Source organism: Domibacillus sp. F004, assembly GCF_057814295.1.
Genome location: NZ_JBVATB010000008.1, coordinates 14,445 through 39,124, shown reverse-complemented (window position 1 = coordinate 39,124; position 24,680 = coordinate 14,445). Strand labels below are relative to the sequence as shown.

Genomic DNA, 24,680 nt, shown 5'->3' with positions numbered 1-24,680 from the left:
AAAAAAAGAAGGTGTAAATATGTCAAATCATCAATATACGATGAAAGAAGCGTTTATGTTCAGTCAGCGTATGGCACAATTGTCTAAAGCACTATGGAAAGCCGTTGAAAAAGACTGGCAGCGCTGGATTAAACCGTACGATTTAAACATTAATGAACATCATATTCTTTGGATTGCTTATCATTTAAAAGGTGCCTCCATAACAGACGTTGCAAACTTCGGCGTGATGCACGTATCGACTGCTTTTAATTTTTCAAAAAAGTTGGAAGAACGTGGATTTTTAACTTTTTCGAAAAAAGAAGAAGATAAAAGAAATACATACATCGAAATTACAAAAGAAGGCGAACATCTAATTTTCGACTTAATGGAGCAGTATGACCCCGAAACAAACCTTGTCTTTTCAGGCAGTGAACCGCTTCGTGAATTGTTCGGAAAATTCCCCGATCTCGCCGAACTGATGGCTATTATTAAAAATATTTACGGGGATGACTTCATGGACATTTTTGAAAAATCAATTCATAATATTGAAAAAGACTTTGATGAAGAGAATGGGAAATTGAAACAGACAAAAACATCCGGCTAGGCAATGAGCAATCCTGATGTTTTTATTTTGTAAAAATTACACTTGCTTTTTAAGCTCTTCCGTCGTAAATTATGTATTATTATGTACGGCGGAGGTTATGTTTTATGAAATGCTGGCGAACGTATAATTTCGAAAAAACGTATGGTTTTAACAAACTGTTTTTTGTTTCATTCATGACGGCAATGATCGTTTTTTCACTCGCCTTTTCATCCATGCAGTCTTATTATTCAGAGCCGCTGCATGCAACAGGTTTTGCCTGGTTTGCTGCTGGTCTTTTTGCGGTTTATCCGCTTCATAAATTGATTCACCTTCTCCCATTACTCACACATTGTCCAAAGATGACATGGGAGCTAAAATATTCTTTCTTACCTGTTTTGACTATGACCACTCGAAAACCGCTCTCTAAAAACCGGTTCATCACTTGCTTAATATTGCCATTTCTTATCATAACACCCGTTCTTTTAGCCTGCGGAGCACTAGTGCCGAACTATTTACACTATTTCACAATGGCTGCGGCTGTTCATACTGGTATTTGTTCATTTGACTTTCTTTATTTAAAAACGATTGTCTCATGCCCTAAGGACTCGATCATCGAAGAAGATATAAATGGATTTGAAATTTTAATTCCCGATGAACCACCCGCCTGGCGCTGATGCCGGCGGGTTCTGTTTTCATTTTAAACGACAGTTTGATATAGTAATTAATACAGGAGAAAAAGGGGGAGGTCATACTGTGATTGCGCTTATCATTACATTTGTTATTTTTTCAATATTTATTTTGTTCCATATAAATCGAATGACAAACTTACTATGTATTCAAAAAGAAATTCCAGAAGAGCGCCATAAAAAAATTTTCCGGACAGTAAATATTTTAATCGTCATCCTGCTATCTACTTCTTACATTGAAATATTGTACGTCTAAAGCCGCCTTTTCTTTTCCATGTTGTTGAGTTATGTTATAGTTATTTTTGATATCTAGACTAAAATCTCTGTCGCAATACGGCAGATGCTAACTAGGGAGTTGTTATTTGGATGAAGAAATGGGCACTGCCTCTTTCATTGGCAGCGGGAGTTCTCGCACTTTCTGGCTGCAATGGAACAGACGACGGCAACGTTATCGCAACATCAAAAGCAGGCGACGTTACCGATATGGAATTGTATGCAGAAATGAAGGAAAAATATGGTCCACAAATGGAACAGGCTTTGCAAGAATTAATGCAGAAAAAAGTCCTCTCAGAAAACTATGAAGTAACGGATGAAGAGCTTGAAAAAGAAATGAAAACAGCAAAAGAACAGCTCGGCGATCAGTATGAAATGTTTTTAGCCCAATACGGGCTTGACGAGGAAGGCTTTAAAGAATTTTTGAAGCTTGAACTGCTCCGTGAAAAAGCAGCGCTTGCTGATGTTAAAGTGACAGATAATGAAGTAAAAAAATATTACGATGCATGGCAGCCTGAAATTAATGTAAGCCACATTCTCGTTGAAGATGAAGCAAAAGTGAAAGAAGTACAACAAAAGCTCGCTGATGGCGGTGACTTTGCAGAAATTGCGAAAGAATACTCAACGGATCCTGGTTCAGCTGAAAACGGTGGAAGCCTTGGCTGGATTGATAACACAGGTCGTGCACAGTTCGTTCCTGAGTTTACAAAAGCACTTGGCACTTTAAAAGTAAATGAAGTGAGTAAACCCGTAAAATCCGATTATGGTTATCACCTCATTAAAATTACAGAGAAAAAAGAAAAGGCTTCTTTTGAAGATATGAAAGATCAGATGACAGATGAATTGAAACAATCTAAAATCGATTCTAACGCCCTTCAAACAAAGCTTGATGAAGAAATGAAAGCAGCAGATGTTAAAGTGACAGATGAAGATTTAAAAGGTGCATTTGAAACAGAAGATAACACAGAATCAGAAGAAGAAACGAAAACCGGTTCAGAAGAACAAGCAAAATAAAAGAGCACCTTCTCAGGTGCTTTTTTATTTTATAAATAGCGGTTTATAAAAAGAACGATTATCGAGTGGGAAAATACGCTCAGAAAACTCACCAGGCTTCGTTCTTTCCATCGCTCGATCAAGCATATTCATTTTTGCATCAAGGTTATCAATGTAATGAAGTATCTCTGCTTCTTTAATCATCGGCGGCTTTGGACTCCCCCATTCTGCTTTCCCATGATGGGACAAAACCATGTGTTGAAGGACCATTACTTCTTCTCCTTCAATGCCAAGCTCTTTTGCCATCTGGCCAATTTCGTTTACCATAATAGAAATATGACCAATCAAGTTTCCTTCCGCTGTATATGCCGTCGCGACTGGACCCGATAATTCCGTGACTTTACCAAGATCGTGTAATATGACGCCGGCATAAAGCAAATCACGATCCAATGATGGATAAAGATCCACCACCGATTTTGCCAGCTTCAGCATCGACACAACGTGATATGCTAGACCCGATACAAATTCATGATGATTTTTCGTAGCAGCTGGATATTCCAGAAACGGTTGATAGTATTTTTTCAATAAAGAGCGGGTAATACGCTGTATATGCGGATTTTTCATTTCAAAAATAAATTGCGTAATCATCTCAGCCATTTCTTCCTGGCTAAGCGGAGCTGTTTCAACAAAGTCTCCCGCATTCAATCCATCCTGTTGTGATGCCGGGCGAATTTGACGTAGTTTTAATTGCATCCGCCCACGGTAATTGTGAATATCACCTGACACTTTTACAATGGTCTGCGGTGCATACATTTTTACGGTTTCATCTTTTGCATCCCACAATTTCGCTTCAATTTCTCCACTCGTATCTTGCAGCATAAGCGTTAAATATGGATTTCCATTCACTGCTGTACTTTTGACAGCAGATCTGATCATTAAAAAACAATCCACGCTATCGCCTGCTTCATACTGGGTAATTCCTTTAGCCAAAACGTCACCCTCCTTCTTACACTCTTATGCCTATTATAGCACAGATCATACGTTCTTTTCATGAAGTTAGTGCTTTTTTCTTCACTGAAAATCGTATACAATAATCGTATCACGTCTATAAGGGGATTGAACATGTATAAACTAACTGTTTTTAAAAAAAACGGAAAAAAATTGCTTGAGCAATCTTTTGAAGCTAAAACAGATGCTGACGCGAAAGATCAAGGTTCAAAAATTTTACACATGCATGCATATGAAAATCATACCTACCGCTGCACATCATCTCAAGGAAAATTACTTCTTTTCCACGAGTAAAATAAAAAAGGAAGCGCTTCAAAAATTGAATGCGCTTTTTTACTGATTAAAGATCGGCTTGCGCTTTTCTAAAAGGGCACAGAGCCCTTCATGATGGTCGTCACTTTCGCGCATTTTCAATTGTCCATATTTTTCAAGCTCTAGTGTTTTTAAAAGCTGCGGCCTGTTTAAATCAGCTATTATTTTTTTTGTTTTAATCATTGCCTCAAGTGGCTTTTGCTGAAGTTCATTGATTAAATGAACTACTTCTTCCTTTATTGTGCCCGGTGCAACAGCACGGTCTGCAAGTCCGATTTCTGCTGCTTCTGTCCCACTCATTGCTTTTCCATCCCAAATTACTTTTTTCGTTTTGATCGGTCCTATACGTTTTTCAAGCATAAAATGAGCACCACCATGGGGAATGAGGCCGATATCGATAAAATTCATCGCTAGTTTGGAATTCGTTTCGCATAAGATAAAATCAGCTGCAAGAGCAATACTCAGTCCAAGCCCTGCAGCTACACCTTGAATAGCTGCAATAGTCAGCTTTGGCATTGAATAAAAGGCCAGTGCTATGTCTGTTACTGTGTCCTTAATACAATTAAACTGTGGTTCATCTATTGTGGACATTATTTCTTTTATATCTCCGCCAGTTGAAAAATTAGAGCCGGCGCCGGATAAAACAACGATCTTCACATTACTATCTCCATTTACCTCCTTCAAACATTCACACAGGTCTTTCATCAATGCGTTATTTAGCGCATTGATTGACTCCGGCCGATTCAATTGAATGTGTGCAGTTCCTCCCTCAATGGAACAAAGTACATTTTTCATTTTTTCGCCTCCCGCCATTTTATTGTTATTGTCAGCATATTTATCTTCAGCAAACGATTACAGAAACTGATTCTTCATATTAAAAGCGTATCGCTTTATCCCTTGATAGGGGAATTACATATTGAATTCTAGGCATATTACAAAAAATTACATATGAGGTTCACGACTCATTAATAGGAAACAACTACCTGTTTTTATTTCGTATAAATGAGTGGGAAACATCCATAATACTAGTACACAATCAACAACGGGTCGCACCGGCAGCTCCGGGCGATCAATCACACGCGACGGTGCAACTCCGTCAGACCCGGCCAAAACAAGAAAAGGGAGATGAACAGTAATGGCAAACAACAACAGCAGTTCAAATCAGTTGGTCGCTCCAGGTGCACAACAAGCAATTGATCAAATGAAGTATGAAATCGCGTCTGAATTTGGTGTTCAGTTAGGTGCTGACTCAACATCCCGTGCAAATGGTTCTGTTGGTGGGGAAATTACAAAACGTCTCGTTCAAATGGCCGAACAACAATTAAGCGGCTTCCAGAAGTAAATATTTAAAAAGGCAGCCATCTCAAAAGCTTAGCTTTTGAGATGGCTCTTTATTATTTTTTCTTCTTTCTCTTTGCAGGAATATTCACCATTTGTAATGGATCAATCCAACGATCATATTCTTCCTCATTCAAATACCCCGACGCAAGAGCGGCTTCTTTCAGTGTCGTTCCTTCTTCATGTGCTTTCTTAGCAATTTTCGCCGCTTTTTCATAACCAATATGCGGATTCAACGCTGTCACGAGCATAAGAGATTGTTCCATTAATCCACGGATAACATCATAATTCGCTTCAATTCCTGCTGCACAGCGTTTATTAAATGATTTAATCCCATCTGCTAACAGCCGGATCGATTGAAGGGTGTTATATACGATAACCGGTTTAAATACATTTAATTCAAAATTCCCCTGACTTGCAGCAAATCCAACAGATGCATCATTGCCGAATACTTGAACAGCTGCCATTGTAAGTGCTTCGCTTTGTGTCGGATTCACTTTCCCCGGCATAATAGAACTTCCCGGTTCATTGGCTGGAATCGATAATTCGCCAAGACCACTTCGTGGACCGCTTGCAAGCCAGCGAACATCGTTGGCTATTTTCATGGAATCGGCTGCCAATGCTTTTAATGCACCATGCACAAAGACCATTTCATCATGACTTGTTAAAGCATGAAACTTATTTTTAGACGAAATAAACGAATAACCGGTCTGCTTTTTTAACTGTTCGGCTGTTCGATCACCAAATGTTGAATCTGCATTAATACCGGTTCCGACCGCTGTTCCTCCAATGGCTAAATTTAGCAATCCTTCTTTAGCCTGGTCAATCATCATTTCACTGCGAATAATCATATGACGCCATCCAGAAATCTCCTGACCGAGTGTTAACGGTGTCGCATCTTGCAAATGAGTACGGCCGATTTTAATAACATCCATGTATTCTTTTTCTTTCTTCTTCAATGTCTTCTTAAATTGCTTTAATGCTACTTTTAACCGCTTTTCAATCTGATCGTACACTGCAATATGCATAGCTGTTGGAAATGTGTCATTAGAGCTTTGTGACATGTTCACATCATCATTTGGATGAATAAAGCCTTCTTTGCCGGCAAGTTCTGATCCGCGTCTTGCCACCACTTCATTCACATTCATATTGGTTTGTGTGCCGCTCCCTGTTTGCCAGACGACGAGTGGAAAATGCTGATCCCATTTGCCTGCTAAAATTTCATCACATGCTTCAATAATTACATTCATTTTTTCTTCAGACAGCTTGCCAAGTTCACCATTTGCGGCAGCTGCTGCTTTTTTTAAGTGAGCAAAAGCATAAATCATTTCAATTGGCATTTTTTCTGTTCCAATTGGAAAATTTTCTATACTGCGTTGTGTTTGTGCTCCCCAATATTTTTCTGCCGGCACTTTCATTTCACCGAGAGTATCATGTTCAATTCGAAACTCCATTATTCATTCCTCCTTTAAAATTTATCTATTTACACGTTTCCCTTTTTCCTACATATCATGCCCACAAAATAGAATGACGATATAAAAATTCCAAATACTTCATCCATCTTTCTTCTTATTACTTTTTCATAAAAGGTTTATACAGGGGAGATGACGGGAAGATTATTCAAAACAACTGCTTATGAGGTGACGTAAATATGTTGAAAACCATTTTAATGATTATTGGGGCCATTGTTGTTATTTCATGGATTATTTCCATGCTTTAACATACAAAAGAAAAAAAAGAAGGATTCCTTCACGGAATCCTTCTTTTCAGCTATATTGTTGGCCATATACTTTTTCTTCATATTGGCGAATATAATCTTCCTCTGTAAGAGTAACGGAAATTTCATCCCATCCATTTAAAAGCATTTTTTTCCAATATGGATCAATATCGAAATGAGCGACAAATCCATTTTCATCGTTTACCGATTGTTTTTCAAGATCAATATGCAAACGATAGCTTTCTGCTTTTGAACGCTCCATAAGCACTGCTACTTCTTCTTCTGTTAACTTGAGTGCAAGAATCCCATTTTTCACACTATTGTTATAAAAAATATCCGCATAGCTTGGCGCAATAATAATCCGGAAGCCATAATCAAGTAATGCCCATGGCGCGTGTTCACGTGATGAACCGCACCCGAAGTTTTCACCGGCAACTAGTATTTCTGCACCTTCATATTGTGGTTTATTCATAATGAACTCTTCTCGTTTATTACCCTCTTCATCAAAACGCCAGTTGTAAAAGACAAACTGACCAAAACCTTGGCGCTCAATTCGTTTTAAAAATTGTTTTGGAATAATTTGATCTGTATCAATATTTGTACGGTTAAGTGGACAAACAACACCAGTAAACTGATTAATCGGCTGCATATTGGACCCCTCCTTTATTATAATTTAACGCTTGATAACTCGCGAACATCCGTAAAGTGACCTGTCACAGCGGCAGCAGCAGCCATTGTTGGACTGACAAGATGTGTTCGCGCACCATTACCTTGACGTCCTTCAAAGTTACGGTTTGATGTTGATGCACAACGTTTCCCTGCCGGAACAACATCATCGTTCATCGCAAGGCACATGGAACATCCAGAGTCACGCCACTCGAAGCCTGCTTCTATGAAGACTTTATCAATTCCCTCGGCCTCTGCTTGCTGTTTCACGGTTTGTGAACCCGGTACAACAATGGCTGTTACATTGTCTTTTACCTTACGACCTTTTGCTACTTCAGCTGCTGCACGTAAATCGCTAAGGCGTGAGTTTGTACATGAGCCAATGAAGACGAAATCAACAGGGATATCCGTTAGCTTTGTACCTGCTTCAAGACCCATATAGTCTAGTGCAAGGCGAACCGACTCTTTGTCCGCTTCCCGCTCAAATTGATCAGGAGATGGAACAGTGCCTGAAATACCGCTGCCCATTGACGGATTGGTTCCCCATGTCATTTGCGGTTCGATTTCTGATGCATCAATCTCAAGTGTTTTGTCGTATTCTGCGCCTTCATCTGTTGCTAATGCCAGCCATTTTGCTGCAGCAGCTTCAAATTCTTCACCTTGAGGAGCATAGCGGCGTCCGCGTAAATATTCAACCGTCGTTTGATCAGGACTGATGAGACCTGCACGTGCGCCTGCTTCAATAGACATATTACAAATTGTCATACGCTGTTCCATTGTTAAATCACGGATTGCTTCACCTGTGTATTCCATGATATAACCCGTGCCAGCATTTACACCAAATTTCGCAATAATCGCAAGAATGATATCTTTTGACTGAACACCAAATCCAAGCTTTCCATTCACTTTAATTTGTAATGTTTTAGGACGTTGCTGCCAGATTGTCTGCGTAGCAAGAACATGTTCTACTTCACTTGTACCAATACCGAATGCAAGTGCACCGAATGCGCCGTGTGTAGACGTATGACTATCTCCACATACAATCGTTTTACCTGGTTGTGTTAATCCAAGCTGTGGACCGATAACGTGAACAATACCTTGATCCGGATGACCAATATCTGCAAGTTCAATACCAAACTCACGGCAATTTTGCTCAAGTGTTTCAATTTGTTTTTTAGAAACTTGGTCATTAATAATATGGCGGTCAATCGTTGGTACATTATGGTCCATTGTCGCATACGTTAAATCAGGCCGTCTCACACGGCGTCCACTAATTCGTAATCCTTCAAATGCCTGTGGAGATGTTACTTCATGTACAAGATGTAAATCGATATATAGAAGATCCGGTTTCCCTTCTGCTCTGTTTACAACATGATTTTCCCAAATTTTTTCGATAACATTTTTCTTCGTCATACCCAGTCCCTCCTCTTACATATGTGTGTGTTTGATAAAAAACGGGGACCCCTTCCTTCCCTGCAATATGTGCAGGTAAGAATAGAATCCACCGTGGCTTTTCCCTTTACATATAAACAATAGTGTCAGTTGAAACATCTGATCCATTTGCTACTCGTTGTGTCACAAGTTCAATCATTTTATCCGTTCCAACTACTGTACTGCCTTCCATTTGTAAATCCGATGTACAATAGCCATCGTTTAAGACAGACTGTACAGCTAACTCAATCGCTTCTCCTTCTTCACGCATATTGAATGAATATTTCAACATAAGTGCAGCAGATAGAATCATGGCAAGCGGATTTGCTTTATTTTGTCCAGCAATATCTGGAGCAGATCCATGAACGGGTTCATATAAACCGAATCCGCTTTCCGATAAACTTGCAGACGGCAACATACCGAGTGAACCGGTAATCATGGATGCTTCGTCACTCAAAATATCTCCGAATAAATTTTCTGTCACGATAACATCAAACTGTCCAGGGCTCGAAATGAGTTTCATCGCTGCAGCATCCACATACATATGATCAACTGTCACATTCGGATAATCGGCTGCTTTTTGATTGACAATTTCACGCCACATACGGCTTGATTCAAGAACGTTCGCTTTATCAACAGATGTTAATTTGCCTCCGCGTCCGGCAGCAAATTCAAATGCTTTAACAACGATCCGTTCAATTTCAGCACGTGTGTATTGAAGTGTATCAACAACGACTTCATTATTCTCCCCGCGCCGTTCGCTTGGTTTCCCAAAATAGAGACCACCTGTCAACTCACGGACAATTAGCATATTTACATTTCCAGCAATTTCAGGCTTAAGCGGAGAAGATTGCACAAGTTTCTGGAATGATGGAATCGGACGTAAGTTCGCAAACAATCCAAGTTCTTTACGAATTGCAAGCAAACCGCGTTCTGGTCGTTCTGCTGACGGCAAGTTATCCCACTTTGGGCCGCCTACTGCACCAAGCAGCACAGCGTCACTATTCCGGGCAAGTTTCAATGTAGATTCCGGAAGCGGCGTGTTATGTGCATCAATCGCTGCACCACCGATATCCCCATACTCAATTTCAAATTCATGACCGAAACGCTTACCTGCTGCTTGCAAAACCGCTGCAGCTCCTGATGCGATTTCCCGGCCAATTCCATCACCTGGCAATACGGCAATTTTCTTCTTCACGTAAACCCCTCCGTTGCATTAAATATGTGCTTTTTCAACTCCAGATTGGCGTGCTTGCAGCGTGACTGCACGATTAACTGCGTTTAAATACGCAAGTGCGGATGATTCAAGTACATCCTGCGCAGTGCCCCGGCCACTTGATTCCATTCCATTCAATTGAACACGAACATGTACTTCAGCAAGTGCATCTCGCCCGCCGCCAACCGAGTTGATTTTATAATCAAGTAATTTCACTTCTTCGTCTACTATTCTTTCAAGCGTATTATAAATAGCTTCCACGCTTCCTGAACCGGTACCCGCTTCAGTTACAGTGGTCCCATCTGGTAAAACAGCTGAGATCGTTGCAGTTGGAATATGCTCTGTTCCATATTGTACTTGTATACTTGACAAGCCATAGCCTTTTACATCCGTTGCTTGTGTTTGCTTGTCAGCAAGGATTGAGAATAAATCTTCGTCCGTAATTTCTTTTTTACGATCAGCAAGTTCTTTAAACGTTTTAAACGCATCGTTAAGTTTTTCTTCTGTTAATTCAAAACCAAGTTCTGCTGCTTTACTTTTAAATGCATGACGGCCAGAATGTTTCCCCATTACGAGCTTATTGGCGCTTAGTCCAATCAATTCAGGGGTAATAATTTCGTATGTTGTCTTTTCTTTCAACACACCATCCTGGTGAATTCCTGATTCATGAGCAAATGCATTGTCGCCGACTACTGCTTTATTTGCTGGGACGATCATGCCTGTTAACTTGCTGATCAAGTTGCTCGTACGCTTAATTTCATTTAATTTCAAACCAGTTGTCGCTTTGTAAAAATCATTGCGCGTATAAAGAGCTACTGCCACTTCTTCAAGCGCTACGTTGCCAGCTCGTTCACCGATTCCATTAATTGTTCCTTCTACTTGACCTGCACCGCCTTCAATCGCCGCAAGCGAGTTTGCTGTCGCCATACCAAGATCGTCATGACAATGAGCAGATAAAATCGCTTTATCAATATTGCGGACATTTTGCGTTAAGTATTGGAAGATTTCTTTAATTTCCCGCGGTGTAATGTAACCGACCGTATCTGGAATATTGATAATCGTTGCACCAGCATTAATCGCTGCTTCTGCTACCCGTGCAAGAAAATCAAGTTCTGTCCGGCACGCATCTTCGGCAGAAAACTGCACTTTTGCAAAGTTTTGTTTCGCATATTTAACAGATTCCACTGCACGTTCAATCACTTCTTCTTTACTCATCTTCAATTTATACTCTCGATGAATCGGTGAAGTCGCGATAAAGACATGAAGGCGTGGTTCTTCCGATCCTTTTAGTGCTTCCCACGCTGCATCAATATCTTTTTTGTTTGAACGGGCGAGGCCCGTTACCGAGCTGTTTTTAACAGTATTCGCAATTTGCTTAACTGCATCAAGGTCACCGGGAGAAGCGGCTGGAAAGCCCGCTTCGATGACATCTACACCTAATCGTTCTAGTTGCTTTGCAATTTCGAGTTTTTCGATTGTATTTAAGTTTACACCTGCGGATTGCTCTCCATCACGCAAAGTTGTGTCAAAAATCTCAATTTTTCGCACCAGAACCCACTTCCTTTTTGCCTTGTTTAATAAATGGCATTAATGCACGGAGCTCTTTACCAACAACTTCAAGTTGATGTTCACTTTCACGACGAGTGATTGCTGTAAACTCTGGACGGTTTAATTGGTTTTCCTGCAACCAGCCTTTTGCAAATTTACCTGTTTGGATATCAGTCAATACATCTTTCATGCGTGCTTTCGTTTCAGATGTAATGACGCGTGGGCCTGAAACATAATCGCCCCATTGTGCTGTATCAGAGATTGAATAACGCATGCCTTCAAGGCCGCCCTCATACATTAAGTCAACGATTAATTTCAATTCATGCAAGCACTCAAAGTAAGCAATTTCCGGTTGGTATCCAGCTTCAACAAGTGTTTCGAAACCAGCTTTAACTAGTTCTGCTGTACCTCCACAAAGAACGGCTTGCTCACCGAATAAATCTGTTTCTGTTTCTTCACGGAATGTTGTTTCAAGAATTCCCGCACGTCCTGCACCTACACCTTTTGCGTACGCAAGTGCGATGTCTTTTGCTTGTCCAGTTACATCTTGGTAAATAGCGAATAGTGCTGGTACGCCTGCGCCTTGCTCATACGTACGGCGAACAAGATGACCAGGACCTTTTGGTGCAGCAAGGAATACGTCCACATCAGCCGGAGGTACAATTTGGTTGAAATGTACGTTAAAACCATGAGCGAATGCAAGAGCTTTTCCTGCAGTTAATTCAGGCTCGATTTCTGCTTTGTAAACAGCAGTTTGATATTCATCCGGAAGCAAGATCATGATAACATCTCCTGCTGCACTTGCCTCACGTACTGTTTTCACATCAAATCCGTCTGCAGTTGCTTGATCAAATGATTTACCCGGGCGAAGTCCTACAACTACATTTACGCCGCTTTCACGAAGGTTTAATGCATGTGCATGACCTTGAGAACCGTAACCGATAATTGCAACTGTTTTGTTAGAAAGAACTGCCTCGTTAATGTCACCATTGTAATATACTTTTGTCATTTTCTTCATCCTCCAAAAATTGTTTGATTTTTTTTATTTTAATTTAAAATAGAAAACGGTTTTGATTCCGACACAAGACGCTGTGAACCACGTTTAATCGCAGTTTGTCCTGTGCGGGCTACTTCTTTAATTCCATAAGGACGAAGAAGTTCAATCATCGCTTCGATTTTCTCGAAGTTTCCGACAACTTGAATAGTCACACTATCTTTCGCCACGTCAATAATTGTTGCACGGAACGGCTCGATAATAACATTAATTTCAGCACGCGTCTGCGGCGTCGTCATTACTTTGAGAAGCGCAAGTTCGCGTGTTACAATGGCCTGATCCGTAATATCATTTACTTTTAATACATCAATTTGCTTATTGAGCTGCTTTAAAACTTGCTCAACCATCCGGGCATCTTCCACATGAACGACAAATGTCATTTTTGACACGCCATCTGTTTCCGTTGCACCGACTGTAATGCTTTCAATATTAAATTGGCGGCGAGTAAATAATCCGGTAATCCGGTTTAAAACACCGCTCTGATTAAACACAGTTGCTGTTACGATTCGTTTCATTGCGGTTTCACTCCGATCATTTCATGAAGTCCTTTGCCTGGCGCGATCATCGGATAAACCATTTCTTTCGACTTAATACGGCAGTCAATTAAGACGGGCTTATCATCAGTCAATGTTTCACGTAATACTTTCTCTGCTTCTTCCTCAGTCGAAACTTTGTAGCCGCGGATTCCATATGAGTCAGCCAATTTTACGAAATCCGGCTGTACCGGGATAAGCGACTGTGAATAGCGCTCTTCGTAAAAGGCTTCCTGCCATTGACGAACCATACCAAGCGCCATGTTATTATACACAATAATTTTGACCGGCAGCTTTAATTCAGCAACAAGACCTAGTTCTTGCAGCGTCATTTGAAAACCAGCATCACCAGCAATCGCTACAACAGTTTTTTCAGGTTTTGCAATTTGCGCACCAATCGCTGAAGGGAAACCAAAACCCATTGTACCTAAACCGCCTGATGTTACCCATTGATTTGGTTTGTTAAAGCCGTAATATTGCGCTGTCCACATTTGATGCTGTCCAACATCTGTTGTCACAATCGCATCGCCTTCTGTAATTTCGTGAATCATTTTCGTTAGGAGCTGCGGTGAAATTCCTTCGCCATCTTCTGTATTCCAAAGTGGATTTTCCACTTTGTCCTGTTGCAGTTTCGCACGCCAATCATCCGCTTTTGGCGCTTCAAAGTCAAGGCTCATAATTTTTTTCAAAGCCGCGCGGGCATCTGCGACAATTGGGATATGCGTTTCCACATTTTTTCCAATCTCAGCAGGGTCAATGTCAATATGGGCAACCGTTGCACTAGGTGCAAAATGAGCTAAATTTCCTGTCAAACGGTCGTCAAAGCGTGCACCGATATTAATAAGTAAGTCTGTTTCATAAAGGGCCTTATTCGCTGTATTTGTGCCATGCATGCCGCCCATGCCGAGGAACAATGGGTGATTCGACGGGAATCCACCAAGGCCCAACAATGTGTTCACGACTGGAATTTGCATTTTTTCAACAAATTGAAGCAACTCTTCCGATGCTTTTGCATGCAACACTCCTGCTCCGGCTAGAATAACCGGTTTTTTCGCCTGTGCAAGTGCACCACGAAGTTTTTTCACTTGCAGACTGTTCGGTTTAAAGTTTGGCTGATAGCCCGGAAGATCAACTTCCGTTACAAATTCAGGTTCACCAATCATGCCGGCAATATCTTTCGGAATGTCGATTAATACTGGACCCGGACGTCCTGTTGTCGCAATATGAAACGCTTCATGAACGATTCTTGGCAAATCATTCATATCACGAACTTGATAATTGTGTTTTGTGATCGGCATTGTAATCCCAATAACATCTGCTTCCTGGAATGCATCTGTCCCGATAACGCTTGTCGCAACTTGACCGGTAAAAACAACAAGTGGAAGGGAATCCATCATGGCGTCTGTAATACCCGTTACAAGATTTGTTGCACCTGGCCCGGACGTGGCAAGAACGACACCCGGCTTGCCAGATACACGTGCGTATCCTTCAGCTGCATGAATCGCTCCTTGCTCATGGCGGGCTAAAATGTGACGAATTGGGTTTTTATATAATGCATCATAAAGTGGAAGAACGGCACCGCCTGGATATCCAAATATCACTTCTACGTTTTCTTTTTTTAATGATTCAATGAATAAATCGGCACCATTTATCGGACCTGCTGTTGCTGCTTTTGTGTCTGCTTTCAATTCTTTTACTTTTGCATTTTGGCTCATTATTGTTCTCCCTCCAAATGTTGGTATTGTCCGTATTGGCAAGAGGTGACTTCTTCTAAGTCTACATGACTTGGGGGGCATGAAGACATTACGAATACCGCAGGTTGTAGTATTGTTAGCTTTTAATCTTAAACAAAAAGAAAAGTCCTTTCACGCCTGCGCCTGCCTAAACAGTATACGCAGGGGTGAAAAGACTTCATCACTTTTCACGGTACCACCCTGATTCACGGCATTTTTCTCAAATGCCGACTCATGGACCGCCGACCAACCGACCGGTCCTTTTGATAACGGGTAACTTGCACCCGGCTTTCCCTACTGGATGACGTTCAGGAAAGCACTCAGAGGGGATGTCGCGGCAGGATACATTCCCGGCTCTCAGCAATAACCGGTTCTCTGTGAAATGCAAGTTCCTGCAACTTTTTCCTCGTCAACGTGTTGTATGTTCGGAATTCATTAAATTTTCATGACGCCGCCTGTATTAGCGGATGTAACAAGTTTTGCATAGCGTGCCAACCAGCCTTTTTTAATTTTTGGTTCTGGCTGTACAAAATTAGCTTTACGCGCTGCCAATTCTTCATCTGTTAAATCAACATTCATTGTGCGATTTGTTAAATCAATAATAATTTTATCACCATTTTTAATGAATGCAATAGGTCCACCTTCCGCTGCTTCCGGAGATACGTGCCCAATTGAAATACCGCGTGATGCACCGGAGAATCGTCCGTCTGTCATCAAAGCGACTTGTTTAGCAAGTCCGCGCCCCGCAATAGCGGATGTAGGTGTTAACATTTCCGGCATACCAGGACCGCCTTTTGGTCCTTCGTATCGGATAACAACAACATGACCTTCTTTCACTGTGCCGTTATTAATGTTTTCAACCGCTTCATCCTGTGATTCAAAGACAATCGCTGTTCCTTCAAATACTTTAATGGATGGATCGACGGCTCCCACTTTAATTACTCCGCCTTCAGGTGCTATATTCCCATACAGGATAGACAAGCCGCCAACGGGGCTGTAAGGATTTTCTTTCGGACGAATTACATTTTCATTTTTAATCTTTGCTTCTTTTACGTTATCATAGACAGATTTACCTGTAATCGTAATCCGATCGTTATCGAGCGCTCCTTCGATTGAACAGAGCTCGTTAATGATCGCACTAATTCCGCCAGCATTATGAACATCGGCCATTGTGTAATCCGATGCCGGGCTGATTTTCGCTAAATACGGAATTCGTTTTGCCACTTCGTTAATTTCATTTAAATCATAATCAATTTCTGCTTCATTTGCAATCGCCAATGTGTGAAGAACCGTGTTCGTTGAACCGCCCATCGCCATGTCGAGCGCAAATGCATCATCAATCGCTCGTTTTGTCACAATATCGCGTGGTTTTAAGTCATTTTCAATAGCATTCATCAAGTATTGTACCGCTTCTTTAATGAGACGGTGACGTTCATTTGATGTTGCTAATATCGTTGCGTTACCCGGTGGTGTCAAACCAAGCATTTCCATCAATGAGTTCATTGAATTTGCAGTAAACATCCCCGAACATGAACCACACGTTGGGCAGGCGTTTGTTTCAATATCGTTAAGCTCTTCTGCTGTAATTTTACCTGACAGGTGGGCTCCGACGCCTTCAAATACAGATGTGAGTGTAAGCGGCTGTCCTGTTGATGAGGTTCCGCCTTCCATTGGTCCTCCGGAAACGAAAACAGATGGAACGTTCGTTCTCACAGCTGCCATTAACATACCCGGTGTAATTTTATCACAATTTGGAATATAGAATACGCCATCAAACCAGTGTGCATTAATAACGGTTTCTGCTGAATCCGCAATTAGTTCGCGGCTCGGAAGTGAATAGCGCATTCCAATATGGCCCATTGCAATCCCATCGTCAACTCCAATTGTGTTGAATTCAAATGGAACACCGCCTGCTTCACGAATTTCTTTCTTTACCACTTCCGCAAATTTATTTAAGTGGACGTGACCCGGAATAATATCTATATACGAGTTACACACTCCAATAAACGGTTTGTGTAAATCTTGCGTCTTAACGCCGGCTGCATAAAGCAAGCTCCGGTGCGGGGCGCGTTCGATCCCTTTTTTGATCATATCGCTGCGCATTATATCTCCTCCAAGGTGACTGGCCATGCATGTATTCATTCATGCTTTTGACATAGATTTAAATAATGTTTTTTAATTTAAAAAATTAAATTTAATTGTGTTTAATGATAACGTTCTTTTCCAGTTTGGTCAACACCTTTCGAGCATTTTTCCGCCATAATTAGACTTATTTTTCACCCCATATACCGGAAAGCACTTTCGCTTAAAATACTAATAAATGCGGCCGAATATAACCTATTCGGCCGCATAATTAAAACCATTCATTTAACTGATCAACAAGCCGATCATACCAATTTTCTTCTTCTAATTTCGCATCCTCATCTATTGAATCGACATCAAATGAGGTTTCGCCTATATAAGGCATTATTTCTTCGACAATTTCCGAAAACAGCGGAACAGCACCATCTGAACTATTGCCAGATAAGTAATTCGTTTCACTTACTTCTTCTACCCCTACCCAAACAGCCCCAACTAAATTGGGTGTATACCCTAAAAACCATTGATCTTCCGTTCCAGTAATCCCTTCAATCGGTACTTGCGTTGAACCTGTTTTACCCGCAATATCCACACCATCCACTTGCGCTTTTCTTCCCGATCCCCGCTCAACGACCCCAAGAAGCATTGATGTCATCGTATCTGATACTTCTTCCGTTGTAACTTTTACTTCTTTTGGTTCCCATTTCGGTTCAATATCGCCCTCTGGTCCAACAATCTTTTGAATAAAAAAGCTTTCTTTTCGAATTCCTCTGTTCGAAAACGTCGTATACGCCTCAGCCATTTGAAGCGGCGATACTCTTGGTTTTATATCTCCGAGTGCGATGCCTAATGTTTCGTCTTCCGTTTTAAAACCAAACCGATGCAGAGCATTGAGTCCTTCTGTTAATCCCATTTGATCAAGCAGCCAAACCGTCGGGATATTGAGCGACTTTTCAACAGCCCGGTACATGGGTACTTCTCCTTCGTATGTGCCGCCGAAATTCGATGGCGAATACCCGCCTTCACCTTCACCAAATGTCATCGGTTCATCTTTTAGCATGTCTGTTGGCTTGTACCCTGCTTCAAGAGCAGGCGTATATACGACAAGCGGTTTAATTGTAGAGCCCGGTGACTTTTTCATCTGCGTCGCAAAACTAAAACCACGAAATACATGTTCACCGCGCCGGCCAACAACAGCCAATACACCACCTGTTTTCGGATCCATTAAAACGGTGGCACTTTGTGCATCTTCTCCACTCACCGTTTGAGGAAAAACAGAGCTGTTTTCGTACACCTCTTCTAGTCCTGTTTGTACGTTCTGATCGAGCGTTGTATAAATAGCATAGCCTTGCGTAAGCAAATCATCCTGCGTTAAACCAAAACGCGAAATCGCTTCATTGATCACTGCATCTGAAAAATGAGCATATTTCCCTTTTAATGGATCGCCGCTCGTATCTTTTAGCGTGACACTTGTATCTGCGGTTTCATTTGCTTGTTGCTCTGTTATATATCCGTATTTGACCATTTGATTTAAAACTACTTTCCGCCGATCAAGCGCTTTATCCATATTGTCGATCGGATTGTAGCGTGATGGTGCTTTTACCATTCCCGCAAGCATTGATGATTCCGCTCTTGTTAAATCTGATACATCCTTTCCAAAATATTTTTTCGATGCATTTTGAACGCCCCATGCACCATTCCCAAAATAACTTGTATTTAAGTACATCTCTAAAATTTCTTCTTTTTTATATACTTTTTCAATTTCAATCGCGAGAAATAGTTCTTCTATTTTTCGTTGATACGTTTTTTCTGGCGATAACAGCGCGTTTTTCGTCAGCTGCTGCGTAATGGTACTCGCTCCTTGCACACGTGATCCCGCCATGGCATTTGTAAAAGCAGCTCGGAATATGCCTTTCACATCAAAGCCGCCGTGTTCATAAAAGCGATTATCTTCAATAGCGACGATCGCTTCCTGCAAATGCTCAGGTATCTTGTCAATAGACACACTGTCTGTTCGATTCGCGGAAAGTTTACTTGCTTTTTCCCCGTCGCGGTCATAAATAATTGTCGATTGTGATAATCCTTGCTTTAATGTCTCTACATCTGCTGACTTCATAAAATAAAATCCAAAACCAAGCCCCAAAAGCAAGGCAATAGATGCCAGCAAGATGGTAATCTGTGTCATATGAAACTTGTGCCAAATTTGCTTTATCAACCTTGTGATTACTTTCATCTTAATCTTTTCCCTTCTAAATATTGCGATATGGAATGTTCCCATTTAGGCACACTCTGCCAAATGACAACGAAAATGACTAAAACCATGCCTATTTTTATACGAATCAGGTAATAATAAGTTCCATTCTACCGAACAAAAAAATAAGCGTGGCAGCCGCCCGCTTATTTTATTTCAGATTTCTTTTTATCATCATCATCTTCCATAACATTTTTCATGCCTCGCTTAAACTCGTGTAATGTTTGACCCGCTGCACGGCCAAGCTGTGGAAGTTTAGATGGGCCAAATAATAAAAGTGCCACAATTAAAATGATGGCTACTTCACCAAATCCAAGATTCATTATGCATCAGGCTCCTTTATGATGGTTATGCATATCAAGTATAGTCGAAAATTCTTTTTTTGAAAACAAAAAGACTGATTGCCTCGGCCAAAAGCAATTTAAATAATACTTTCCCGAGTACGTTATAGTGAAAGTCTTGATAAAATTGCAAACTGCGTTTAATTTTTCGTGAAATTGAGAATATAGTACTGTTACCTTGGCGTGATTGTCTAGCATATATGTTATCATGGATGCTTATATTTTATGGAGAATGGGTATAAAAAAGTATAACCGCCACACCAAAGGGGTCCAGAGTCATGAAAAATAAAACAATCTTGTTTCTGTCACCGGTTAATCATTTGAGCATGATGGCAGAAGGATGGGCTACCCGCTTAAACAAGCCCTCCTGGAATGTGATCAGCGCTTCTTGTATGAATGCTGATTATGATGCCTTTCCTGTTGAAGCGATGAAAGAAGTTAACATTAACATCGAGAGTCAGACACCGCATTCGCTTAAACCTCAGCTAGTTCATGAAGCTGATGTCGTGATTGCTATTTATGATTTTCAGCGTGACAGTTTACCGGCGCTTCCTGATGAAGCAAGACGGAAAGTATTGCGCTGGAATGTACCTAACCCAGTACATTATAAAAAAATGCCTGAGCGATGGGCGGCTTATCAGATCGTCTGTGATGAACTTGCCCTCAAAATAAAAGAGCTCGAAAAAGAGTTAAGTTTGAACCCTGCCTCAAAATAACATTTGCTGAAGCAGGGGATTTTTTTGAAACTTCTCACGTTTTTATACGTATATAGCGTTGAAAGGCAGGGGTTAATGTAGATGGAAACGAAAGAACAACTTTTTAAAGAACTTGAGTCAATTGAACGATGGGAAAATGAGCAAAAAGGATTATGGATTTGGGATAAAATCGCTCGTCTCCCATTCACTTTTCTCGATCGAATGACTCCCTCATTTATCCAAAAGCGAATCGGTGCCCTTCTTGATGAAATAGGTTACTACATTCAAAGCGGTGGCAAGTATTTAACTCAGCAACGCAACACTTTAAAAAAACTGGAACGCAATGCAGAAATGCCTGTTCATACTATTGAAGATGTTGCAAGGATTCCACTCAGAGCAATGGATGAAACAGCCCTTTCTATTCAGAAAACTCATGCAGGCGCTGCGACTTTACAAGGTGCCACAACTGGCATCGGCGGGTTTTTAACACTTGCTGTAGATATTCCGGCAACACTTGCTATTTCATTGAAGACATTACAAGAAATCGCTGTTTCATACGGATATGATCCAAACGAACGTGAAGAGCGTATCTTTATTATTAAATGTATGCAGTTTACGTCATCTGATATAGTCGGCAAAAAAGCTATTTTACAAGAACTATCTGATTATACGAACCGGAGCAATAACAAACAAATGATTTCCCATTTGCAAGGCTGGCGTGAAGTCGTTCTTGGTTACCGAGAGCAGTACAGCCTAAAAAAATTATTCCGCCTCGTACCGATCGTCGGCATTGTATTCGGAGCTATTTCAAACCGTTCCATGATTGAAGATATTGCCGATGCTGGCATGATGCTTTATCGAAAACGCCGTATTCTAGAACGTATGACATCTTTAAATGCAAAAAACGAATCTGAAAATCGCCTTTAATGCGGTTTCTCAGATTCGTTTTTTGCTTTATCCTCTCGGTGCTTCCCGATAATAAAAACGAACAGGAACAGTCTAATAAAGATAAAACTCATTTCTTTCTATACATTGTGTGCCGTTTTTGTTCCATGTGTCTTTATTTAAGTAAAGGCCTTTCCGTATTTTCGTTTAATTCCATCTTTTCCATGTGTAAACACTGTCGTCCGTCCGTCTACAACCGTTTCAATATGAACCGGTCTTCCCCATAGTGTATATATGTGTGGCATGGTATGCTCTAAATAACTAAGATCAAGCTCTGTACCTTCATATGAATGAACAATATATAACTCACCGCCATTTATATAATTGCTGTCTGTCACACTTAAATATGGAAAGCCGCTATTCACTTTGGATGCAGTCAAATGATCCCGGACTTTCTCCCAGCTTTTTTCTGTAATCGTCCAGTAATTCCCTTTTTTTTCATACAAGTACATTTCTTCTTTTTCCACAAATTCTTTTGTCATATAATTTCGCAAAAATGATAGATCCGATTCCATCGCACGTACCTCAAACAGTTTATCACGGCTCCCATACTGTTCTTCAATATGCTCATACAGCTTCACGCCGACATAATATGGATTTAAACCCATTTTTGATGGCTGGACAACTTCTGCGTTTAGACGAGCATAGTCAATGGCTTCTGCTTCAGGCAAATCAAGCTCACGCATAATTCGCATATGCCAATAGGAAGCCCATCCTTCATTCATAATCTTTGTTTCCATCTGCGGCCAGAAATAAAGCATTTCTTGACGCACAATCATAATAATTTCCCGCTGCCAATCTGTCAAAATAGGGCTGTTTTGCGCAATAAATTTAAGGATATCTTTTTCATTTACAGGTACATCACCTATCGGTTCTTTTTCTTCTAAAGGGTCCCATAAGTCATCATATAAATGCTTTTTTGAAGCTGTTATTAACTGATCACCACCGCCAATTTCTCCATGCGGATCCACATGCTCTTCAATTGACAGCACCGCATCTAAAAATGATTCCACTTGCTCAATGCCAAATTCATCTGTCAACTCTTGGATGCGAGCCGCAGCCGACTCCATCGATGTCAGCATTTTCCTGTTTGTTTTTTTGAAATGGGCATTATTTTTAAAAAAGTCGGCGTGGGCGAGTACATGCGCCACAATTAATTTGTTTTGAACAAGTGAATTTGTATTTAATAAAAACGCACTGCATGGGTCCGTATTAATAACGAGTTCATATATTTTGCTGAGTCCCATTTCATATTGGAGTTTCATTTTGTAAAACCGTTTCCCAAAACGCCAGTGCGAAAAACGGGCAGGCATCCCATATGCGCCGAACGTATATATAATGTCCGCCGGACAAATTTCGTAGCGCATCGAATAAAAATCGAGACCAAAACCGGCAGCAATTTCTGTTATTTCATCAATTGCATATTGAAGATCGTTCTGTTTCATCCACCATCCCCCCTGACTCATTTTATGCAGAAGGATCCTAAACATGAGAAAAGAGAGACAGAAATAGCCTGTCCCTCTTTTCTTTACTTCAACATTTTTTTAATTTCTTCCATAAATCGTTTTTCGATACGTTCTAGTTTTTTAGAGACACCTTCAAATGATTCATCTCTTACACCAAAATAAAATTTTACTTTCGGTTCAGTTCCAGATGGACGGGCACATACCCATGTGCCGTCTTCAAGAAAATATTTCAATACATTTGATGAAGGCAGATCAATTGTTTCTTTCGCCTTTGTCATAATAACCGACCGCTCACCTGTGTGGTAATCTTCAATCGATGCAACTGGAATACCTGCAATTTCAGCTGGCGGGCTTTGACGGAAGGACGCCAGAAGTGCGTCGATTTGTTCAGCACCGTCTTTTCCTTTCAATGTCAGCGATTGCAAACCTTCTTTGTAATAGCCTACACGCGTATATAAATCCATCAATGCATCATGAAGCGTTTTGCCTTGCTTTTTATAATAAGCGCATGCTTCAACAGCCATAAGCGCCGCTTGCACGGCATCTTTATCACGGGCAAAGTCTCCTATTAAATAACCATAGCTTTCTTCATATCCAAATAAAAACGTATAGTCGCCTGACTTATTATATTTCTCAATTTTTTCTCCGATAAATTTAAAGCCCGTTAATACGTCTTCACATGATACACCATATTGTTCCGCAGTCACGCGTCCAAGTTCCGAGGTGACAATCGTTTTGAATATACGGCCATTCTCAGGTATAGTCCCTTTTTCTTTTTTCTGTGAAAGAATGTAATCAAGCAGGACAGCACCTGTTTCATTTCCTGTTAAAAGTACGTATCCGCCCTTGCCATCCTTCACAGCAATGCCTAGCCGGTCTGCATCTGGGTCAGTGGCGATTAAAATATCCGCATCTACTTTCTGCCCGTCACGAATTGCCAGTTCAAAGGCTGCTTTTTCTTCTGGATTCGGTGATTTCACCGTTGAAAAATTCGCATCCGGCTTTTCCTGTTCTGCAACGACTGTTACGTTTTTATAGCCTAGTGCGTCAAGTGCCTGGCGAACCGGCTTATTGCCTGTCCCATGTAACGGGGTATATACGATATGAATGTCTGTCTCTTCTGCTGCCTGAGGCCATTCAGAAATCGTGACGAGCTTATCTACATAGGCGGCATCCATGTCGGCGCCAATTATTTGAATCAGCCCTTTTTCTCTCAGTACCGCTTCATCTTCTACTTGAATATCAAGCTCATCGCCTGCTTCATATACTTTTTCAATCACCCGGTCGGCTGCTGCTGGTGCCAATTGTGCTCCGTCTGGTCCGTATACTTTATAACCGTTATATTCTGGCGGGTTGTGACTTGCTGTGATTACAATTCCTGCATATGCGTTTAATTGACGTACTGCAAACGAAAGTTCCGGAGTTGGCCGAAGTTCATCGAATACGTATGTTTGAATACCTGCAGAAGCTAGTGTTTTAGCACTTTCGATTGCAAATTCAGGTGATTTATGACGCGAATCGTACGCAATGACGACACCCCGTTTTTTTGCTTCAATCCCCTGCTCTACTATGTATTCAGCCAGTCCTGCCGATGCTTTCCGGATCGTGTAGACATTCATACGATTTATACCGGCACCAATCTCACCGCGCATTCCACCTGTACCAAATTCAAGATTTTTGTAAAAAGCGTCTTCTAAACTTTTTTCGTCCGTCTCAATCTTTACAAGCAATCCATTTATTTCTTGATCAAGTGCCGGATGATTTTTCCACCGGCTATACTCTTCTTTCCAGGCCACAGGCAATCCCTCCAAACTCATATTTCCACTATCATAC

At 41.0% G+C, this 24,680-nt stretch carries 23 protein-coding genes and 1 other annotated feature; of the genes, 8 read left to right on the top strand and 15 right to left on the bottom strand.

The genetic code is table 11. The features are described 5' to 3' along the window. The first annotated feature begins 19 nt into the window (after positions 1–19). The 4 genes from ACZYRN_RS16720 to ACZYRN_RS16705 all read left to right on the top strand — a co-directional run bounded on the left by ACZYRN_RS16720 (position 20) and on the right by ACZYRN_RS16705 (position 2,535). On the top strand, positions 20–583 hold the full coding sequence (locus ACZYRN_RS16720; RefSeq protein WP_488912756.1) for an HTH-type transcriptional regulator Hpr: 564 nt from the start codon (positions 20–22) through the stop codon (positions 581–583). Positions 584–687: 104 nt separating this feature from the next. After that, complete coding sequence (locus ACZYRN_RS16715) at positions 688–1,236, top strand: DUF3267 domain-containing protein (RefSeq protein ID WP_488912755.1); 549 nt, start codon at positions 688–690, stop codon at positions 1,234–1,236. Between the two features lie 79 nt (positions 1,237–1,315). Continuing rightward, positions 1,316–1,504 (top strand): hypothetical protein, encoded by a 189-nt coding sequence (locus tag ACZYRN_RS16710; protein ID WP_488912754.1) that lies wholly within the window; start codon positions 1,316–1,318, stop codon positions 1,502–1,504. Between the two features lie 110 nt (positions 1,505–1,614). Then, a complete protein-coding gene (locus ACZYRN_RS16705) occupies positions 1,615–2,535 on the top strand; it encodes a peptidylprolyl isomerase (RefSeq protein WP_488912753.1) in 921 nt (306 codons plus the stop codon). A 24-nt stretch (positions 2,536–2,559) separates the two neighbouring features. Here the strand turns inward: ACZYRN_RS16705 and yhaM are convergent, their stop codons facing one another. Next, positions 2,560–3,504, bottom strand: coding sequence for a 3'-5' exoribonuclease YhaM (gene yhaM / locus ACZYRN_RS16700; protein ID WP_488912752.1), 945 nt, complete (start codon positions 3,502–3,504; stop codon positions 2,560–2,562). Between the two features lie 132 nt (positions 3,505–3,636). Here yhaM and ACZYRN_RS16695 point away from each other — a divergent pair, with 132 nt between their 5' ends. Beyond that, complete coding sequence (locus ACZYRN_RS16695) at positions 3,637–3,816, top strand: YhzD family protein (protein WP_488912751.1); 180 nt, start codon at positions 3,637–3,639, stop codon at positions 3,814–3,816. 39 nt (positions 3,817–3,855) lie between these two features. Here the strand turns inward: ACZYRN_RS16695 and ACZYRN_RS16690 are convergent, their stop codons facing one another. After that, complete coding sequence (locus tag ACZYRN_RS16690) at positions 3,856–4,629, bottom strand: enoyl-CoA hydratase (RefSeq protein WP_488912750.1); 774 nt, start codon at positions 4,627–4,629, stop codon at positions 3,856–3,858. Between the two features lie 340 nt (positions 4,630–4,969). On the opposite strand from ACZYRN_RS16690, the gene ACZYRN_RS16685 reads away from it, so the two are divergent. After that, positions 4,970–5,176, top strand: coding sequence for an alpha/beta-type small acid-soluble spore protein (locus ACZYRN_RS16685; RefSeq protein ID WP_488912749.1), 207 nt, complete (start codon positions 4,970–4,972; stop codon positions 5,174–5,176). Positions 5,177–5,228: 52 nt separating this feature from the next. On the opposite strand, the gene fumC is transcribed toward ACZYRN_RS16685, so the two are convergent. The 11 genes from fumC to ACZYRN_RS16630 all read right to left on the bottom strand — a co-directional run bounded on the left by fumC (position 5,229) and on the right by ACZYRN_RS16630 (position 19,723). Next, positions 5,229–6,626, bottom strand: coding sequence for a class II fumarate hydratase (gene fumC, locus ACZYRN_RS16680; RefSeq protein ID WP_488912748.1), 1,398 nt, complete (start codon positions 6,624–6,626; stop codon positions 5,229–5,231). Between the two features lie 312 nt (positions 6,627–6,938). Then, positions 6,939–7,538 carry a 3-isopropylmalate dehydratase small subunit gene (leuD, locus tag ACZYRN_RS16675; protein ID WP_488912747.1) on the bottom strand — a complete coding sequence of 200 codons (600 nt, stop codon included), beginning with the start codon at positions 7,536–7,538 and terminating at the stop codon, positions 6,939–6,941. A 17-nt stretch (positions 7,539–7,555) separates the two neighbouring features. After that, entirely contained in the window at positions 7,556–8,968 is a 1,413-nt protein-coding gene (leuC, locus tag ACZYRN_RS16670) for a 3-isopropylmalate dehydratase large subunit (RefSeq protein WP_488912746.1), read from the bottom strand. A gap of 106 nt (positions 8,969–9,074) precedes the next feature. Next, entirely contained in the window at positions 9,075–10,184 is a 1,110-nt protein-coding gene (leuB, locus tag ACZYRN_RS16665; RefSeq protein WP_488912745.1) for a 3-isopropylmalate dehydrogenase, read from the bottom strand. 18 nt (positions 10,185–10,202) lie between these two features. Beyond that, positions 10,203–11,750: a 2-isopropylmalate synthase gene (locus tag ACZYRN_RS16660; protein ID WP_488912744.1), complete on the bottom strand. Its 1,548-nt coding sequence runs from the start codon at positions 11,748–11,750 to the stop codon at positions 10,203–10,205. Then, entirely contained in the window at positions 11,737–12,759 is a 1,023-nt protein-coding gene (ilvC, locus tag ACZYRN_RS16655; RefSeq protein ID WP_488912743.1) for a ketol-acid reductoisomerase, read from the bottom strand. The genes ACZYRN_RS16660 and ilvC overlap by 14 nt, the downstream gene beginning before the upstream one ends. 38 nt (positions 12,760–12,797) lie before the next feature. Then, entirely contained in the window at positions 12,798–13,319 is a 522-nt protein-coding gene (gene ilvN, locus ACZYRN_RS16650; RefSeq protein WP_488912742.1) for an acetolactate synthase small subunit, read from the bottom strand. Beyond that, positions 13,316–15,052 carry an acetolactate synthase large subunit gene (ilvB, locus tag ACZYRN_RS16645; RefSeq protein WP_488912741.1) on the bottom strand — a complete coding sequence of 579 codons (1,737 nt, stop codon included), beginning with the start codon at positions 15,050–15,052 and terminating at the stop codon, positions 13,316–13,318. Before ilvB ends, ilvN begins: the two co-directional genes overlap by 4 nt. 178 nt (positions 15,053–15,230) lie before the next feature. Continuing rightward, positions 15,231–15,492 (bottom strand) — a binding site (T-box leader). Between the two features lie 13 nt (positions 15,493–15,505). After that, complete coding sequence (gene ilvD, locus ACZYRN_RS16640; protein WP_488912740.1) at positions 15,506–17,173, bottom strand: dihydroxy-acid dehydratase; 1,668 nt, start codon at positions 17,171–17,173, stop codon at positions 15,506–15,508. A gap of 250 nt (positions 17,174–17,423) precedes the next feature. Beyond that, positions 17,424–19,382, bottom strand: coding sequence for a transglycosylase domain-containing protein (locus ACZYRN_RS16635; protein ID WP_488912739.1), 1,959 nt, complete (start codon positions 19,380–19,382; stop codon positions 17,424–17,426). 164 nt (positions 19,383–19,546) lie between these two features. Continuing rightward, entirely contained in the window at positions 19,547–19,723 is a 177-nt protein-coding gene (locus ACZYRN_RS16630) for a twin-arginine translocase TatA/TatE family subunit (protein ID WP_488912738.1), read from the bottom strand. A 296-nt stretch (positions 19,724–20,019) separates the two neighbouring features. On the opposite strand from ACZYRN_RS16630, the gene ACZYRN_RS16625 reads away from it, so the two are divergent. Both ACZYRN_RS16625 and ACZYRN_RS16620 read left to right on the top strand, forming a co-directional pair. Then, positions 20,020–20,457 carry an arsenate reductase/protein-tyrosine-phosphatase family protein gene (locus ACZYRN_RS16625; protein ID WP_488912737.1) on the top strand — a complete coding sequence of 146 codons (438 nt, stop codon included), beginning with the start codon at positions 20,020–20,022 and terminating at the stop codon, positions 20,455–20,457. Between the two features lie 81 nt (positions 20,458–20,538). Next, the gene (locus ACZYRN_RS16620; RefSeq protein WP_488912736.1) at positions 20,539–21,363 is read left to right on the top strand and encodes an EcsC family protein; all 825 of its coding nucleotides are present in this window, start codon (positions 20,539–20,541) and stop codon (positions 21,361–21,363) included. 137 nt (positions 21,364–21,500) lie between these two features. On the opposite strand, the gene ACZYRN_RS16615 is transcribed toward ACZYRN_RS16620, so the two are convergent. Together ACZYRN_RS16615 and ACZYRN_RS16610 are read right to left on the bottom strand one after the other, a co-directional pair. Further along, entirely contained in the window at positions 21,501–22,826 is a 1,326-nt protein-coding gene (locus tag ACZYRN_RS16615; protein WP_488912735.1) for a SpoVR family protein, read from the bottom strand. Between the two features lie 83 nt (positions 22,827–22,909). Further along, complete coding sequence (locus ACZYRN_RS16610; protein WP_488912734.1) at positions 22,910–24,643, bottom strand: phospho-sugar mutase; 1,734 nt, start codon at positions 24,641–24,643, stop codon at positions 22,910–22,912. Positions 24,644–24,680: the final 37 nt, after the last annotated feature.